The following is a 15598-nucleotide window of genomic DNA, read 5'->3' on the forward strand; positions in this document are numbered from 1 at the left end:
GATGATTGTATGGAGAATAAATACCAAACGATAAAAATAAAAAATGAATTTGCAACAGTAGAGGTATATATCGAGAACAGCGCAAATGGACCAAGATTATGTATAACAGATGTTCTTAGAGAAAGAACGGTTTATCTTGATCCTTTGCAAGTAGAATGTCTAACGCGATTAGATTTAACTTATTTAGAAAACTATTTACCATATTAACAAGGAGGGGAGATATTTGGAGAAAACATGTGAGGCTGCAGTAGCAATTGCACCAAATATAACAGAAATTCAACAATTTAATCTACCAAAAATTGGCCATGATGATGCATTATTAAAAGTCGAATCTGTAGGAATATGTGGAGCAGATATATTCTTGTATAAAAACATTACAAAGCCCATGATTTTAGGGCATGAATGTGTTGGTATAATCACAAAAATAGGAAAGAGTGCACAGAAGAAGTGGGGAGTAAAAGAGGGGGATCGTGTTGTCATAGAAGAACCTCTTCCTTGTGGATATTGTAGAGAATGTAAGTCTTTAAATTATCAATTATGTAAGAATGGTGGGAGATATGGACAAGTACCGATATCAGTTAAGCCATCATTATGGGGGGGGTTTAGTGAATATATGTATCTTCATCCCAATACCCAGGTTTATAAAGTCGCAAACCATGTGAAAAGTGAAGTAGCACCTATGTTTATCCCGATATCAAATGGAATTAGATGGGTACAAGATATTGGGAAATTGAAGCTTGGTGGAACAATAGTCATTCAGGGTCCAGGCCAGCATGGATTAGGATGTGTCATTGCTGCCAAACAACTTGGTGCAGGTTGCATTATAGTCACAGGGATGAATCAAGATAGTAAACGATTTGAGGTTGCGAAAGAACTCGGAGCTCATCATATAATTAATGTTGAAGAAGAAGATCCAATTGAGGCTGTCTCTAACATTACATCCGGGGAAATGGCGGACGTGGTTATGGATATAACTACTGGAGCTACAATGGCAGTTTCCTTATCGCTAGAGTTGGCTCGAATAGGAGGCACAATTGTTTTAGCTGGAGCAAAGAATAAACCTGTTCCAGACTTTATGAGTGATACTATTTTTAGGAAAGAACTCACGATAAAAGGGGTATATGGTAGAGATTTTAGAACGGTAATACCAGCGATTGAATTAATAGAATCTAATGTTCTTCCACTTGAATTATTATCTACACATGTTTTTCCGTTAGAAAAAACAGATTATGCAATGAAAGTGTTCTCAGGTGAAATAAAGACGGATATCCCACCCATCCATGCATCTGTAACTTTTTGAATATTTTTTATTTATCGAGGTGATTGTTTTTGAGTGTATATAATGACGTTGAGATAAAGCGTTTTTCAGATTCTTTACTGCGGGCAGAAAGAAATGGTATAGGAGTTCCCCCCATAACTACCATGCATTCAGGTATCAAAATACATGATGCATATAAAATTCAATTAAAGACAATTGAACAGAAGGTTAAAGAAGGGGAAAAAGTTGTTGGAAAGAAGATAGGTTTAACTTCTAAAGCAATGCAGGAGTTATTAGGAGTTAACCAACCTGATTATGGACATTTAATGGATGGAATGACAGTGCCTAATCTGGGGACTATTCAGTGGGAAAAAGTTATAAAGCCTAAAGTAGAGGCAGAGATAGCTTTTATATTAAAAAATGAAATAAAAGGGCCTAATATTACTAATAAAGACGTAATTGAAGCGACGGATTATATTTTACCTGCTCTTGAAATAGTGGATAGTCGTAATGATTGGAAGATTACTATACAAGATACCATAGCGGATAACGCTTCATCAGGTCTATATATTTTAGGTGATAGAAAATTTGATATTTCTGAAATTGATTTAATTAATGAGGAGGTTACATTATATAAAAATGAAGTAATCATGAATAAAGGAGTGGGTTCTGCATCACTAGGAAATCCTGTAACAAGTGTTGCGTGGCTTGCTAATACATTACATGAGTATGGAGTTGCACTAGAAGCAGGTGAAGTGATATTATCCGGCGCACTTTCAGCTGCCATTGAGGCAAACAAAGGAGACAACTTCAAGGCGAGCTTCGCAAATTTAGGCGAAGTTAAAGTGAGTTTTTCTATTTGATGTACACAAAAAAAAATAAAGAGAGTGGTTCAAACACTATACCAATCTATCTTTTTGCTGGATTTTTGGGAAGTGGGAAGACTACTTTTTTGGTTAATGTTTTGAAATATTTTCAGACTCAAAATAAAAAAATGGCGGTCATTATTAATGAAATAGGCATGGTCAATATTGATGGGGAATATATAGATGATGATATTCCGAAAAAAGAAATATTAGGTGGGTGTATTTGTTGTACAGTTGGAAACGATTTGGGAGATACGATTATTGATTTACAACAAAATTACCATATAGATAGTATTTTTATTGAGTTAACAGGTGTTGCAAATCCACAGGAAGTTATTAGTTTATTATCAGAAGTGGCTTTAAGGGTGAAAATAGATTTGCAGTTGATTACTACTGTTATCGATGCTGCCTACGTAATTGATTTATTTAGAAGAAGTGAGTCAAATTATACACTTTCTTTAATTATAGAACAAATCAAAAGCGGTGGTTTAATCCTTTTGAATAAAAGTGATAAGGTGAGTTTCGAGGATATTCATTTTTTAAAAGGAATTATACGAAAGCATAATCCACATGCTTTGGTGAAAGAGACTTCACACTGCCAAATAGATTACACCATATTAGAAAGTAACGGTTTGAAACCGAAAGCAATTAATAATGGGTATCATCATGAAAATCTCCATACACATGTCCATGTTTATACTCACTATTTTGATTATTTCTTAACAGTCGAACAGTTCAAAAGCCTGTTTAATAATCTTTCTAAAGAGATTTATAGAGCCAAAGGGATAATTCAATTTAAAGATAAAAAGGGGCCAATGTTATTTCAGTATGCACATGGTGAACTAGAAATGATGAGGATTTCTAGTAGAAAGAAAGAGAATAATGTAGCAGTTTTCATAGGGGAAAACTTCAGTAAAAAGCAACTAGTTGAGGAGATAAATAGATTATGAAATACATTTATATAGGAGGTTGATTAGTTTGGCGCAAATTATATCTGGCATTGCGATGTCACACAGTCCGTTTATTATGACTAATAAAGAAGCTGGTGGAGTAAAAGGTCAAATGTTTTTAGATAAAGCTGAAGAAATGCAAAAATGGATAAAAAGTGAGTCACCAGATGTTATTGTTTTAATCTCAGATGACCATTTTAATAGTTATTTTTACAATCATATGCCATCATTCACCATTGGAATTGGTGAATGTGAAGGGTGGGGGGATTGGAAAATTCCTAAATATAAAATCCCTGTAGAAAAGGAATTGGCTAATCATATATTAACAAAAGGATTATCTCAAGGGGTGGATTTTGCATTTACGATGTCTATGAAGGTTGATCATGGACATACCCAAGCCATTTATTTATTAAATTCGGATTTAGATATACCTATTGTTCCAATCGCAGTAAATACATCTGCACCACCATTACCCACGATGGAACGATGTTTCCAAGTAGGTGAAATTATACAAAATGCTATTGAATCATGGGAAGATGGTACGAAAAAGGTAGCAATCATTGCTTCAGGGGGATTATCTCATTGGGTTCCTACTCCTAAAGTAGATAGTAAAAAACCAGAAGATCAAAATATGATCAATATATTGGTTCATGGACATTCAGTTATAGAGAATCCTGAAGAATATAAAAAAAATAAGGAAGAGAGGGTAACAAAAATTACTGAAGGTCCAGTTAATGAAAGTTGGGATAGGGAGTTTTTAGAAGCTATTATAGCTGGCAATCATGATACCCTGAAGAATTGGAGTTATGAATCCATTGAGAAAAGTGGTGGGAATGGAGGCCAAGAAATTCATAATTGGCTAGTACTACTTGGGATACTAAAAAACTTTAAAGCACAAACGGTCTATTATGAGCCTATTCCAGAATGGGTAACAGGGATGGCAATAGTTCAATTTAGTAAGAATTAGAAAAGGGGAGAGTGGATATAAAATGGGTAAATATGATGTGAGTATATGGAATGAACTTTCGGGGATTGAGTTTAAACAATATTTTATTGATGCAAATGGAGTGAATACCCGTGTAGTAGAAGCAGGGATGGGTGAGACATTGATATTATTGCATGGCATCGGAGGGCATATTGAGGCGTATGCAAGAAATATCAAAAGTCTAAGTGAACATTTTCGTGTTATTGTGATAGATATGTTAGGGCATGGTTATACAGGAAAACCTAATCATCCATATACGCTAAATGAGTACTCAGATCATTTACTGTCAGTTATTCGTACTCTTTCCTTGGAAAAAGTACACTTGTCTGGTGAGTCTTTAGGTGGTTGGTTATCAGCGTGGTTTGCGGCACGCTATCCGGAGCATGTAAGAACGTTATTATTAAATACACCCGGTAATATAAAGGGTAATAGAGAAGTTATGAAAAAATTAAAGGAGTCTACTTTAAAGGCAGTTTTATATGCAGATAATCAGACTGTACGCAGTAGATTAGAGTTTTTATTTTATGATACTAATTTTGTTACACAGGAATTAGTGGAGTCCCGCTATAAAATTTATACGCAACCGGAGTTTAAGGAAGCTGTGAAAAATATCGTTGTTTTGCAAGAGTGGGAAACCAGAAAACATTACATGTGGAATTCAGTATGGACAAATCAAATTACAGCGCCAACCATTATACTCATGTCTGATCATGACCCTACAGCTACAATAGAGGATGCAGAATATTTACAACAACTTATTCCAAATAGTAAACTTCAAATAGTAAAAGATGCGGGACATTGGCCACAATGGGAAAAACCAGATGAATTTAATCAAATTCAGATAGAATTTGCAAAGGGATTAGGCGACTACAGTTATTCTTCATGAAATGAATCAAATTAATTAACTGAACAGTAAATTTAAATGAAATAAGGCACCAGTTTATATGGTGCTTTATTTCATTAATTATTCATCTTTATTGGTAATAACCTAAGTTTTTAGATATGATTTTTGCTGCTTTTTTCACTTGAGAAATATTGTAATCTAACATAGATTGGGTTATTTTTTCTGCAATTCCAACTAAGGAAACGCTTGCAAAAGCTCTTCCAGTGTAATCAAATATTGGTGAAGCTATTGATAGTATCTCACCTTCTTTTAAATATTCCCCATGGCTTATTGCAAACCCTTTACTTTTTATTTCTTTCAAATGATTCCTAAACTCTTCAGGATCAGTAATTGTTTTATTTGTATAAGGTTTTAGCCCTTCCGCAATTACGCTCTCTATTTGATCTCCTGTTTGATGTGCCAAAATCGCTTTACCACCTGCTATACAATAACAAGGTGCAGCCTTTCCGATTTCTGTGAAAACACGGATTGATTTTATTGGCTCAACTTTATGAAGGTATACAATTCCATTTCCCTCCAATACAGATATATGAGCTGTTTCATTTGTTTTTTTGACTAATTCGTTCAGAATAGGTAGAGCTTCTTGATGAATTTCTAAACTGTCTGTAATAATTTTATTAAAGCCTAAAATACGAGCCCCTAATCTGTATCTTTTGGTTATAGAATCTTGATTTACAAATCCTTCACTACCTAATGTATACATAATTCTTTTAATGGAACTATGTGAAATATTTAAATGTTTAGCTAAGTCCCTAATTCCCCATTCAGGTTGTTCTATAGTAAAAGCATTTAGTACTTTTAATGCGTTTTTAACAGAGCTAAGTAAATAACTATTTTCAGTTTTAATAATGATTTTCTCTCCTTTTTCTTAATATTAGTTAATTATAGCATTAATGCTAATACATTAATAAATTTAGAATAAAACGAAAAAATAAAATTTTTATATAAATTGTACCGTATATAGTTACAGATATATTTTATTCGATACATAACTATGTTAGTCTATATTCGAAAGTGAGGGATAATGTAAAGGTACAGCTGCTGTATTTCATTATATTTTGAAAACGCTAACATAATCTAAATATGGGAGGGAGTATCTAATGAATTAATAGGACTAAATTTGTTTAATAGATTTTATAGTTTTATAGAAGGAGGGTTATCATGGAATATATTTCGAGAAAAATTATTTTAATATTTATTATATTTAGTTTGCTTTTGTCTGGATGTCAGATTAGTGAATCCGCTAAAAAGGATTACCCAGTAAAACAAATTAAATTAGTAGTATCATATGCTCCCGGTGGGGTTACAGATACATTAGCTCGTATCGTTACAGAGGAGGCTAACAAACATTTACCTAACGATCAAATAATGGTGATTGAGAATAAAGCTGGAGCTGCTGGAATACTAGGAGTTTCAGAGGTTTTAAGATCTAAGAATGATGGATATAGAATTGGAATTACAGGATTAAGTCCTGTTTCGATACTACCCCATTTTGGGCAAACAAATTATGGTCTAGAGGATTTTACACTGATATCTCGTTTAACTTCAACACCCTTAGTGCTAGCAGTTAAAGCTGACTCGGAATTTAAAACATATGAAGATTGGTTGGCGTTCGTTGAGGAAAACCCAGGGGAATTTAGATATGGAACGCAAGGAACAGGTGGAATTAGTCATTTAGCAATGGAGTCAATTAGTAAAAGTGCGGAAGTGCAAACTACTCAAATTCCGTTTGAAGGTTCTACTCCAGCTTTAACCGCGCTTTTAGGGGGGCAAATTGAAGGCGCGGTAGTACAGGACTCAGAAGTGACAGCTTATACAGAATCAGGGGATTTAAGAGTTATATTTGCTACATCTCCATCTACTATTTTCCCTAATTCGGTAGTTCTCCAAGAAAAGGGAATTGATTTTGAGACAGAAACCTGGCTAGGAGTATTTGGGCCAAAAGATTTGCCACTGGAAATTCAAGATATTATATCTAATGCATTTAGAAAGGGGTTAGCAGAGGAAAAAACCATAGATATGTTAAAAAAGCAAGGGATGAATGCCAAATATGCAGATGCGGATGAATTTAAACAAGTAGCTGAAAGTGATTATGAAAAATTTGGTGAAATAATAAAAGAAACGGGCTTAGGGGAATAATTCTTTAAAATAAGAAGTCTTTCAGATAATTAAAAAGGGGAAAGAGTATGAACGAAAAAACTTTGAATTATATGGCTTTAATCGCTCTGATTGCTTTAGGTGTGATTTATTACATATCTTCTAGTAGTCTTGCTCCACCACTTACAGAGACGGACTTAGGTGCTGACTATTTACCCAATATATTATCAGGTGTTTTGATAGTATTGTGTTTGATAAACATATTTCAAGTTGCTAGAAAAAAAGAGAATAAACAAATAAAGTTTGCTTCTTTAAAGAAAGTTACTACATTAATTTTGTTCATCTGTCTGTATATCTTTTTTTGGCAAGTGGTTGGTTACTTTTATATAGTGACTTTTTTATTTCTTTTTCTTATGTTTACGTACTATCAAAGGTCTTTGAAAGAAAAGAAAAAATTAATAATAAAAAATTTATTTATTTCTGTACTGTTAGTTTTATTTGTCTATATCATATTTGACCAGATGATGAAAATAACTTTTTAATGGGAGGTGATTCACTTGGAATTACTTAGTTTAGATTTCATGAGTATTATTGTTAGTGTCTTGGTTATTTCAATAGGCTTATTTGTAGGGATGTTTTTAGGTGCATTGCCCGGCTTAGGGTTAATGTTAGCAATATCATTACTGTTACCGTTATCTTATGCTCTTAGTCCGCTCCATTCTATATTATTATTGCTAGCTTGTTATCAAGGATCTGAATATGGAGGTTCAATATCTGCTATATTATTAGGGATTCCTGGTACTGCAATGGCAGCAGCTACAAAATTAGATGGACAACCTTATGCTCAAAAAAAATCCCCTGGCAAGGCTCTTGCGTATTCTTTGACTGCATCAACAATAGGAGGTTTATTTGGCGGGCTAGTACTAATTTTCTTATCTAAGCCGATAGCTAATGTTGCTTTAAAATTAGGGGATCCTGAGTATTTTCTAATAGGTTTATTAGGGTTAGTCGCTGTAGCTTCATTAGGAGTTAAGGATAAAATAAGAGGGTTTATCTCAATTATATTAGGCTTTATGACAGCGACTATTGGACTTGATTTATTCACAGGGCAAGCCCGATTTACTGGTGGATTTATTGAGTTGATGGGTGGCATAAATTTAATAGCTGTAGTTGTGGGTTTGTTTGCTTTTACCGAGATTTTTCAAATGTTAAAAAATGATATTAATAAAAATAGAAAGATAGTTGCCAAGGATTTAAAAATAAAAATAAGTATTAAAGAGTATTGGAAGGTAAGAAAAGCTACTACGACTGGATCAATTATTGGAGCAATTGTTGGTATTATTCCAGGACTTGGTGCTAATGCATCTAGTTGGTTTGCTTATCTTTTGGCAAAGAAAACTTCCAAGAAGCCAGAAGAATTTGGGAATGGTAGTGCTGAGGGTATTGTCGCTCCCGAATCAGCAAATAATGCAGTTGTTGGTGGTTCCCTTCTCCCTCTTTTGACCTTAGGGATACCTGGTTCTGCATCTATAGCCATTATTGCTGGTGCTTTTATTATTCATGGCATCCAACCGGGACCTCACGTTTTAGAAAAAAATGCTGATTTGATTAATGCAATTTTTATTGGTTTTCTTTTTACAACCATCGGGATGTACATCATGGGTAAATTTATGACAGGAATGTTTGCCAAGGTATTAGTCATAAAAGACTCATATCTCATACCATCTATAATCATGTTTTCTTTAGTGGGAGTCTATACTTCGTATGGGGTTTATTTTGATCTCTGGGTTGCTTTAGTGTTAGGAGTATTAGCGTATATTTTAAAAACACTGAATTTTTCGGTTACTTATTTTATACTAGCCTTTGTTTTAGCGCCAATTATCGAATCGAGTTTAAGAAGATCATTATCACTTTCACAAGGAAGTTATATGATTTTCGTTGAAAGACCTATTTCACTCGTCCTTTTATTAATAGTAGTAGGTGTATTTATTTTGACTATAGTGAATAATTTTCGAAATAAAAATGTTGTTAACACGGAAGGGATTGATATCTAGTTGTAGCATTTAGAGTGATGGTTTTCACTATTAGTATAGTGGATAACTTAGTAAAAATGTTTATTTATATGCTTGAAATTACACGTTAAGATCTTAAGTAATTATTAAAAGAGGGAGATAATTCAAGTGGCGAGTTATATATTAATTGATAAAGAAACTTGTATTGCATGTGGGGCATGCGGAGCAACAGCACCTGAAATATATGACTATGATGATGAGGGGATTGCTTCGTTTCACTAGATGATAATTTAGGAATGGTAGAAATTCCAGAAAACTTTATTAGTAGATGTTGAAGATGCCATTGAGGGGTGTCCTACTGATTCAATAAAAATCGTTAAGGAACCATTCAATATAATGAAAGAAATGAATACCTTTATTTATCTAATTTAGAATAGCTTTGTAATCCGATTCCATTTTTATTTTCTTAATTATTTAATGAGTTTATAGTTGAGTTTAAAAAGGGCATTGTCATTTTGAAATGCTCCCTTTTTCGTCAACTTTCGAAGAGAGTGAGTGGATACTCTTTACGGTATTTGTTGTGGAATTAATTTACAAATGGCTCCATAATAAAATAAGTGGTCCACTTGTTAAAGTCTGAACCCATAGATCTATACTCTGGTATAGGAAAATCACTGGTTTGAAGGTTTAAAACGCAATATCGCTTGACTTAAGGTTAGGGAGAAATTCTTTACTTAGTACATATTTTAAAATGGTTAGGAATCAAATAGATTACATTTTTCAGCAATAATATCAGTAAAATGCAAAAGTACTATTCTTTAATCTACTGTCACCATCCATCAATAAAAAAGTATACCTTCTACACCTCTAGATTTGATTTCATCAAATTTGAATCCATTTCTGGTTATTTTCTGTTCATTATACCATAAACCAAGAGTATCTTTTGATTCTTCATCATAGCCTAGAAATCAAACATACGATAATAAATTATTTAAGTATTTTACATACTTTCCACCTTATTCTGGTTGATACCTTTCTAAGATAAGTTCACTAAATCAACGACTCTTGATTATGCTTCCTATTAGTAAAATAAATCTCCTAACTTTTATTTTACCAAAAATAATAAACTGTGCAGTAAAAGCCACACATTCTTTTACTTACACAGTTTATAATACACACCCGAATGTTCATCAATCTCAAATCATTCGCGTAAGATATCTTACTTATTTAGCTTAAAAGAGCTTTTTAACGATACAATTCGGTTGAAGACTGGTTTTTCAGGTGTACTATATTTAGAATCGACATTGAAGTAACCGTGACGGAAAAACTGGAATTTATCTTGTGGTTGAACATCTTTCAAGTTTGGTTCAATAAATCCTTGCACCACTTCAAGTGAATTTGGATTAATATAGTCTAAGAAATCTTTGTCTTCTGATGCTTCTTCTTTCATTTGCTCGTCTAATACTAAAGGTTCATATAGACGGAATTCAGCAGGGATGGCACTTTTTGCATCAACCCAGTGTAATGTACCTTTGACTTTACGACCTGTAAAACCTGTACCACTTTTCGTTTCAACATCATAAGTGCAGTGTAATTCAACAACATTACCATCTTCATCTTTAATCACATCATTACATTTGATGAAATAAGCATGCTTTAAGCGCACTTCATTTCCAGGGAAAAGACGGAAATATTTTTTTGGAGGATTTTCCATAAAGTCCTCTTGTTCTATATATATTTCACGAGAGAATGGAATTTGTCTTGTGCCCATTTCCTCGTTTTCAGGATTGTTTTCCGCTTCTAACCACTCGGATTCGCCTTCAGGGTAATTGGTGATTACAACTTTTAAAGGTTTCAAGATTCCCATTGTTCGTGGGGCACTGAGTTTTAAATCTTCGCGCACATAGTGCTCAAGCATCATTTCATCCACTGCACCACTACCTTTAGAGACACCAGTTTCTTGAACAAATTCACGAATGGCACTAGCAGTATACCCTTTGCGACGCAGACCCGATATCGTTGGCATTCTTGGGTCATCCCAGCCATCAACAATTCCTTCATCTACTAATTGCTTTAGTTTTCGCTTACTCATTACTGTATTTGTAATATTTAAGCGTCCGAATTCAATCTGTTGTGGTTGGTTTTCCATTTCACATTCCGCTACAACCCAATTATAAAGAGGACGTTGATCTTCGAATTCTGTCGTGCATAATGAGTGCGTTACACCTTCGATTGCATCTTCAAGCGGATGGGCAAAAGCGTACATAGGATAAATACACCATGTATCACCCGTATTGTGATGAGTCGCATGAGAGATACGGTAAATGACAGGGTCGCGTAAATTTAAGTTTGGTGATGACATATCTATCTTTGCACGCAAAACTTTTTGACCGTTTTCATATTCCCCGTTTTTCATTTTTTCGAATAGGTCTAGGTTTTCTTCAATTGAACGGTTACGATAAGGACTTTCTTTACCAGGCTCAGTTAAAGTCCCACGGTACTCACGAATTTCATCTTGGTTTAAATCATCGACATATGCTTTGCCTTTTTTAATTAAAAGCACTGCACGGTTATACATTTCATCAAAGTAATTGGATGCATAATGTAGCTCTTCCCAATCATACCCGAGCCATTTTACATCTTCTTTAATGGCATCGACATATTCTTGGTCTTCTTTTAGTGGGTTTGTATCGTCAAAGCGTAAGTTTGTTTGCCCGTTAAAATCGTCTGCTAAACCAAAGTTAATAATGATGGATTTGGCATGTCCAATATGAAGATAGCCATTTGGTTCAGGTGGGAAACGGGTTACAACAGTGTCGCGCTTTCCATTTTCTAAATCTTCTTTAATAATTGTACGAATAAAGTTTGATTGTTCCAATCCGATATCAGCCTTTCTACCTTGTTCTTTACCTTATTTTAATCTGAATAAGCCTATAAATAAAGTGCCTGTTGATTCTATCTATTATATACAAAAAAAGCGCGCTTAAAAAGTTTTTCTCTATATAAATAAGGAGGGGATCAACTTTTTGTCATGAATATATATAAGGTTGGACAATGAAGGGGAGAGTTATATGGTGAAAGGCTGGCGAATCATTGCTTATGAAAAGAAGTATGCCCTCTCGACAGTTAGCTTTTGGAGGGAGAGTAAAGAAGCTGCTATTGGTCAAAAGGAAATACATAGTATGACAGAGCATATCTATTTTCTCAATCATATGTTAACAAAACAATTTCAAGTAGATTTAGCGGTGCTAAATGAAACGCCAATTGGCATGATTGCTTATAATGAAGGCGAGATTAATCAACTATATGTACATTTAGCTCATCAAGGATTGGGGATTGGTGGGGCATTATTAGAGCATGCGAAAGCTCGTTCATGCGGGCGTTTAAAGTTATATACTTTCGAAGTAAACAAAAAAGCACAGCAGTTTTACGAAGGCAAAGGATTTAAAAAGATAGCCTATAGTAGTGATAACGAAGAAGGGCTACCTGCTATTGAATATGAGTGGATCCGATGTTTAAGTAGAGGGAGTGAGGGGTGAAATGCGCGTCATTTTAAGTGTGAGCATGATTGTAGTTGGAAGCTTTTTGTTATCTTTAACAGTTGATCAATTAGGTAGAAACGGAAATGGAATTATGCATATTATTGCTTTAGGGATGTGTTTCTTGGCTATTATTGTAGTAAGAAAAAGGAGAGTTTCTTTAAAAACGACTATTTTGAAAGATAAGAAAGTCTTACTTAGTATCGTTTTTTCCTTACTAATGTTTTTCGTTGGAGCAGTTCTACTCTTCCATAATACAAGATATTGGCACTTTTGGGGCATAGGATCAATGCTTGTTTTATTTATTAGTTTGGACAGAGTGGAGAGGTTATTACAAAATATATCTGAGCAATGAAGGTACTTTATTCAGTCGCTCTACAGGGTAAAAGTCATTTTCATAAAAAAAAGGGAACATTTAATAGTCGTCAGACGTATCTTAGATAACTTTACGAGAAAAGGAGACATTCGATGACCTTTGATATCCTCTTTTTATTGTTTATTCAGTTTGTTTTACCTGTTGTTTTTTCTTTTTCATTATGGAAAGGAAAGGTTCATAGTAAGCTAGACTGGCTTTTACAGGCTACGATGACAAGTTTACTCATCCTTTGGCTGTTCTTTTCCTCTCCGTGGGATTTGTTTAGTTACTACTTACGATTTCTTATTTTGGTCTTTTTCATTGCTGCTGTATTTTTATCTTGGAAGAAAGTGAACAAACTAACGTTTAAGACAGAATTCAATTTATCGCAAAAAATATCAATGGTCATTTACGGGCTTCTTATTCTTGTTTTTGGTTATTATAATGTATCGACATTTAGTGGTTTCTCAACGAATATGAAGGCAGTACAGTTAGATTTCCCGCTGCATGATGGGGTTTATTATGTTGGGCAAGGTGGCAGTCATGTCCAAATCAATTATCATCATGCTCATGAGAGTCAAGCCTATGCGGTAGATATCGTGAAATTAAATGCGCTAGGTAGTCGAGCAACTGGAATTTATCCCAATGAGTTGGATAAATACGAAATATTCGGTGATGAGCTAACAAGTCCGTGTACTGGAGAGGTTGTCCAAGCGGAGAATGATTTAGCAGATTTAGTCCCTCCCAATGCAGACCCTAAAAATGCAGCAGGTAATTCAGTTGTTATATCCTGTGAAGGTGTAGAGGTTTTACTAGCACATATGCAAGAAGGTAGTGTACGTGTTCAATCAGGTGACAGGGTAGAAGTAGGCGAGCCAATCGGTTTAGTTGGCAATTCAGGTAATACATCAGAACCACATCTACATATTCATGCTGAAAAAGACGGAAAAGGCGTTCCGATTGAATTTGATGGCAGATTTTTAGTTAGAAATAGCATCGTTTGGTGATTGTCAATGAAGAAAGGCTATATGTCAATCGTTTGGTCCCCTTGGGTGATTAACAAAGTTATAGAGGTTTGCTGCCAGAAATTCAAGTGATAGCCAAACACATGAGTTTTGCCCAGCTAAGTAAGCTGAAAACTCTAAAGAAACCCAAGCAATCTCGGTTTGTCCAGCTAAGTAAGCTGAAAACTCCCAAGAAGGCCGAGCAATTTCGATTTGTGCTCAGCTAACTATGCTGAATACCCAAAGAAGCCCGTGCACCCTCGATTTCACCAGCTATCTATTGTGATTACCCGCATGGTGTCTCTTCACTTATATATTGATAGTTTGCTATCATGCATTTACTACTTTAGAAATAAAAAAGTAAGTGAGTTTCGCAAAATTGGTCTTGTGTGTCCTACTGAAATCTTTCAAAAAGAGAAGAACCAACTCCGTAATTGGAGTTGGTTCAAATTTATTAGGAGAAAATTCCTTTTATAGAATCGATTAAATTCTTAAAGAAGTCAGATACAGCTTGAAGAAAACCTTTATCACCAACTGCTTCTGAAATTTTTTCCTGTACACTATTGGCCAAATCCTCTAATTGGGATTTGACATTATCAAAGTTAATATTAAGTTCTCGCATTTTTTCAAAAAGGTCATAGAGGAGCTTGCGGTCTTCTTCGCTAAGCTGTATTTCTAGCTTTTGCATTTGTTCATCAACAATTTGTTGGATATCTTCCTTTGTTGCAGGGTTTTGCTCAGCTATTTCTTTTTTGATTTCAGTGAGCAGTTCGGTTACCTTCTCTTGGTCCATACCTTCTTTTTTTGCTAAATTTGTCGCAATACTTAGTTCTTCGTTAGCTACTTCTGTTCTTTCCTCATCTAACTTCTCGCCTTCACCTTGGTCATAGGCTTTGTATATTCCAACTAAAGCTGAGTGACCACTGACTTTTACCGGAGAAGCGATATCAACTATGGCTTCTTCTATACCAGCTGTAAGTAAGGCATTGGCATACATTTCATCAGTTACTTCAGTAATGTTTTCAGGTGTCATTTGGTTGATGATTACACCCTTACCTGTATCTGTGCGCGTAATCTTCGCGGAGGAATACATATTAGAGCGGGGATCACCTTTAATATAATGAACAATATCATCAGCAGTAATAATAATTTCTTCTACTTTACTGTTTTCTTTTACACCTAATAGCTTTTTGGTTTCCTCTTTCTGGCTTGAACTTAAAGCCTCACCATAGGCAACAATTGGTAATCCATATTTCTCATTAATACTTTCCTCAGAATCGGCTGACCCTGTTGAAGCAAAAACAGTGGTTTGTAATGAGAATAATAGGGTAATAGTTGTTATAATAGATAAAACCCTCGATTTTTTCTTCATCGTATGACGCTCCTTTCACTAAGATTATAGACGTTTCAGGATAAAAAAGGTTTCATTTTAAAGAAATTGATGAGAGGTATGTATAGTATAAACTCGGCATACTCTAAAAAATATAATCCTATCAAAAACTAATTCCTATTCAACGTGCAAAAAAGGTAACAATGCAACGAATAATATAAATGTAAGTTAAAAATATTACATTCTTCAACATTTATGTATCAAAAATGATAGCTAAATGAAATTATTTGCAGTGATT

The 15598-nt window shown here is 34.4% G+C and carries 15 protein-coding genes and 1 pseudogene; 13 read left to right on the forward strand and 3 right to left on the reverse strand.

Annotated elements, in window-relative coordinates; genetic code table 11:
- Positions 1 to 9: 9 nt before the first annotated feature.
- From MKX78_RS05225 to MKX78_RS05250, 6 genes are read left to right on the forward strand one after another with little or no spacing between them, the layout of a single operon-like run.
- Positions 10 to 207: a hypothetical protein gene (locus MKX78_RS05225; protein ID WP_341050123.1), complete on the forward strand. Its 198-nt coding sequence runs from the start codon at positions 10 to 12 to the stop codon at positions 205 to 207.
- A 16-nt stretch (positions 208 to 223) separates the two neighbouring features.
- Entirely contained in the window at positions 224 to 1300 is a 1077-nt protein-coding gene (locus MKX78_RS05230) for a zinc-dependent alcohol dehydrogenase (RefSeq protein ID WP_341050125.1), read from the forward strand.
- Positions 1301 to 1329: 29 nt separating this feature from the next.
- Entirely contained in the window at positions 1330 to 2121 is a 792-nt protein-coding gene (locus MKX78_RS05235) for a 2-keto-4-pentenoate hydratase (protein ID WP_341050128.1), read from the forward strand.
- Positions 2121 to 3074: a CobW family GTP-binding protein gene (locus MKX78_RS05240; protein WP_341050130.1), complete on the forward strand. Its 954-nt coding sequence runs from the start codon at positions 2121 to 2123 to the stop codon at positions 3072 to 3074. The genes MKX78_RS05235 and MKX78_RS05240 overlap by 1 nt, the downstream gene beginning before the upstream one ends.
- A gap of 28 nt (positions 3075 to 3102) precedes the next feature.
- The gene (locus MKX78_RS05245) at positions 3103 to 4041 is read left to right on the forward strand and encodes a DODA-type extradiol aromatic ring-opening family dioxygenase (protein ID WP_341050133.1); all 939 of its coding nucleotides are present in this window, start codon (positions 3103 to 3105) and stop codon (positions 4039 to 4041) included.
- A gap of 22 nt (positions 4042 to 4063) precedes the next feature.
- A complete protein-coding gene (locus tag MKX78_RS05250) occupies positions 4064 to 4945 on the forward strand; it encodes an alpha/beta fold hydrolase (protein ID WP_341050135.1) in 882 nt (293 codons plus the stop codon).
- Between the two features lie 88 nt (positions 4946 to 5033).
- Here the strand turns inward: MKX78_RS05250 and MKX78_RS05255 are convergent, their stop codons facing one another.
- Positions 5034 to 5816, reverse strand: a complete 783-nt coding sequence (locus tag MKX78_RS05255) for an IclR family transcriptional regulator (RefSeq protein ID WP_341052715.1) — start codon at positions 5814 to 5816, stop codon at positions 5034 to 5036.
- A gap of 308 nt (positions 5817 to 6124) precedes the next feature.
- Between MKX78_RS05255 and MKX78_RS05260 the strand changes: the two genes are divergently transcribed.
- The 4 genes and pseudogenes from MKX78_RS05260 (at position 6125) to MKX78_RS05275 (ending at position 9504) form a co-directional block, all read left to right on the forward strand.
- On the forward strand, positions 6125 to 7102 hold the full coding sequence (locus MKX78_RS05260; protein WP_341050138.1) for a Bug family tripartite tricarboxylate transporter substrate binding protein: 978 nt from the start codon (positions 6125 to 6127) through the stop codon (positions 7100 to 7102).
- Positions 7103 to 7149: 47 nt separating this feature from the next.
- Positions 7150 to 7602: a tripartite tricarboxylate transporter TctB family protein gene (locus MKX78_RS05265; protein WP_341050140.1), complete on the forward strand. Its 453-nt coding sequence runs from the start codon at positions 7150 to 7152 to the stop codon at positions 7600 to 7602.
- A gap of 15 nt (positions 7603 to 7617) precedes the next feature.
- Complete coding sequence (locus tag MKX78_RS05270) at positions 7618 to 9114, forward strand: tripartite tricarboxylate transporter permease (RefSeq protein ID WP_341050142.1); 1497 nt, start codon at positions 7618 to 7620, stop codon at positions 9112 to 9114.
- Between the two features lie 126 nt (positions 9115 to 9240).
- A pseudogene (locus MKX78_RS05275) lies at positions 9241 to 9504 on the forward strand (ferredoxin).
- Between the two features lie 787 nt (positions 9505 to 10291).
- On the opposite strand, the gene MKX78_RS05280 reads toward MKX78_RS05275, so the two are convergent.
- On the reverse strand, positions 10292 to 11950 hold the full coding sequence (locus MKX78_RS05280) for a glutamine--tRNA ligase/YqeY domain fusion protein (RefSeq protein ID WP_307317141.1): 1659 nt from the start codon (positions 11948 to 11950) through the stop codon (positions 10292 to 10294).
- A gap of 193 nt (positions 11951 to 12143) precedes the next feature.
- Between MKX78_RS05280 and MKX78_RS05285 the strand changes: the two genes are divergently transcribed.
- The 3 genes from MKX78_RS05285 to MKX78_RS05295 all read left to right on the forward strand — a co-directional run bounded on the left by MKX78_RS05285 (position 12144) and on the right by MKX78_RS05295 (position 13973).
- On the forward strand, positions 12144 to 12611 hold the full coding sequence (locus MKX78_RS05285; RefSeq protein WP_322909956.1) for a GNAT family N-acetyltransferase: 468 nt from the start codon (positions 12144 to 12146) through the stop codon (positions 12609 to 12611).
- Position 12612: 1 nt separating this feature from the next.
- Positions 12613 to 12966: a hypothetical protein gene (locus MKX78_RS05290; RefSeq protein WP_095370316.1), complete on the forward strand. Its 354-nt coding sequence runs from the start codon at positions 12613 to 12615 to the stop codon at positions 12964 to 12966.
- Between the two features lie 113 nt (positions 12967 to 13079).
- Positions 13080 to 13973 carry a M23 family metallopeptidase gene (locus MKX78_RS05295; protein WP_341050145.1) on the forward strand — a complete coding sequence of 298 codons (894 nt, stop codon included), beginning with the start codon at positions 13080 to 13082 and terminating at the stop codon, positions 13971 to 13973.
- A 451-nt stretch (positions 13974 to 14424) separates the two neighbouring features.
- Here MKX78_RS05295 and MKX78_RS05300 read toward each other — a convergent pair whose 3' ends face one another.
- Positions 14425 to 15342: a DUF1002 domain-containing protein gene (locus tag MKX78_RS05300; RefSeq protein WP_224934877.1), complete on the reverse strand. Its 918-nt coding sequence runs from the start codon at positions 15340 to 15342 to the stop codon at positions 14425 to 14427.
- Positions 15343 to 15598 lie beyond the last annotated feature (256 nt).

Source organism: Cytobacillus sp. FSL R5-0569 (assembly GCF_038007265.1).
GTDB classification, from domain to species: domain Bacteria; phylum Bacillota; class Bacilli; order Bacillales; family Cytobacillaceae; genus Cytobacillus; species Cytobacillus kochii.

Coding starts and splice junctions, on each gene's coding strand:
- MKX78_RS05225 (WP_341050123.1), top strand. CDS start 10: ATGGAGAATAAATACCAAACGATAAAAATAAAAAATGAATTTGCAACA.
- MKX78_RS05240 (WP_341050130.1), top strand. CDS start 2,121: ATGTACACAAAAAAAAATAAAGAGAGTGGTTCAAACACTATACCAATC.
- MKX78_RS05250 (WP_341050135.1), top strand. CDS start 4,064: ATGGGTAAATATGATGTGAGTATATGGAATGAACTTTCGGGGATTGAG.
- MKX78_RS05260 (WP_341050138.1), top strand. CDS start 6,125: ATGGAATATATTTCGAGAAAAATTATTTTAATATTTATTATATTTAGT.
- MKX78_RS05265 (WP_341050140.1), top strand. CDS start 7,150: ATGAACGAAAAAACTTTGAATTATATGGCTTTAATCGCTCTGATTGCT.
- MKX78_RS05285 (WP_322909956.1), top strand. CDS start 12,144: ATGGTGAAAGGCTGGCGAATCATTGCTTATGAAAAGAAGTATGCCCTC.
- MKX78_RS05290 (WP_095370316.1), top strand. CDS start 12,613: ATGCGCGTCATTTTAAGTGTGAGCATGATTGTAGTTGGAAGCTTTTTG.
- MKX78_RS05295 (WP_341050145.1), top strand. CDS start 13,080: ATGACCTTTGATATCCTCTTTTTATTGTTTATTCAGTTTGTTTTACCT.
- MKX78_RS05300 (WP_224934877.1), bottom strand. CDS start 15,342: ATGAAGAAAAAATCGAGGGTTTTATCTATTATAACAACTATTACCCTA.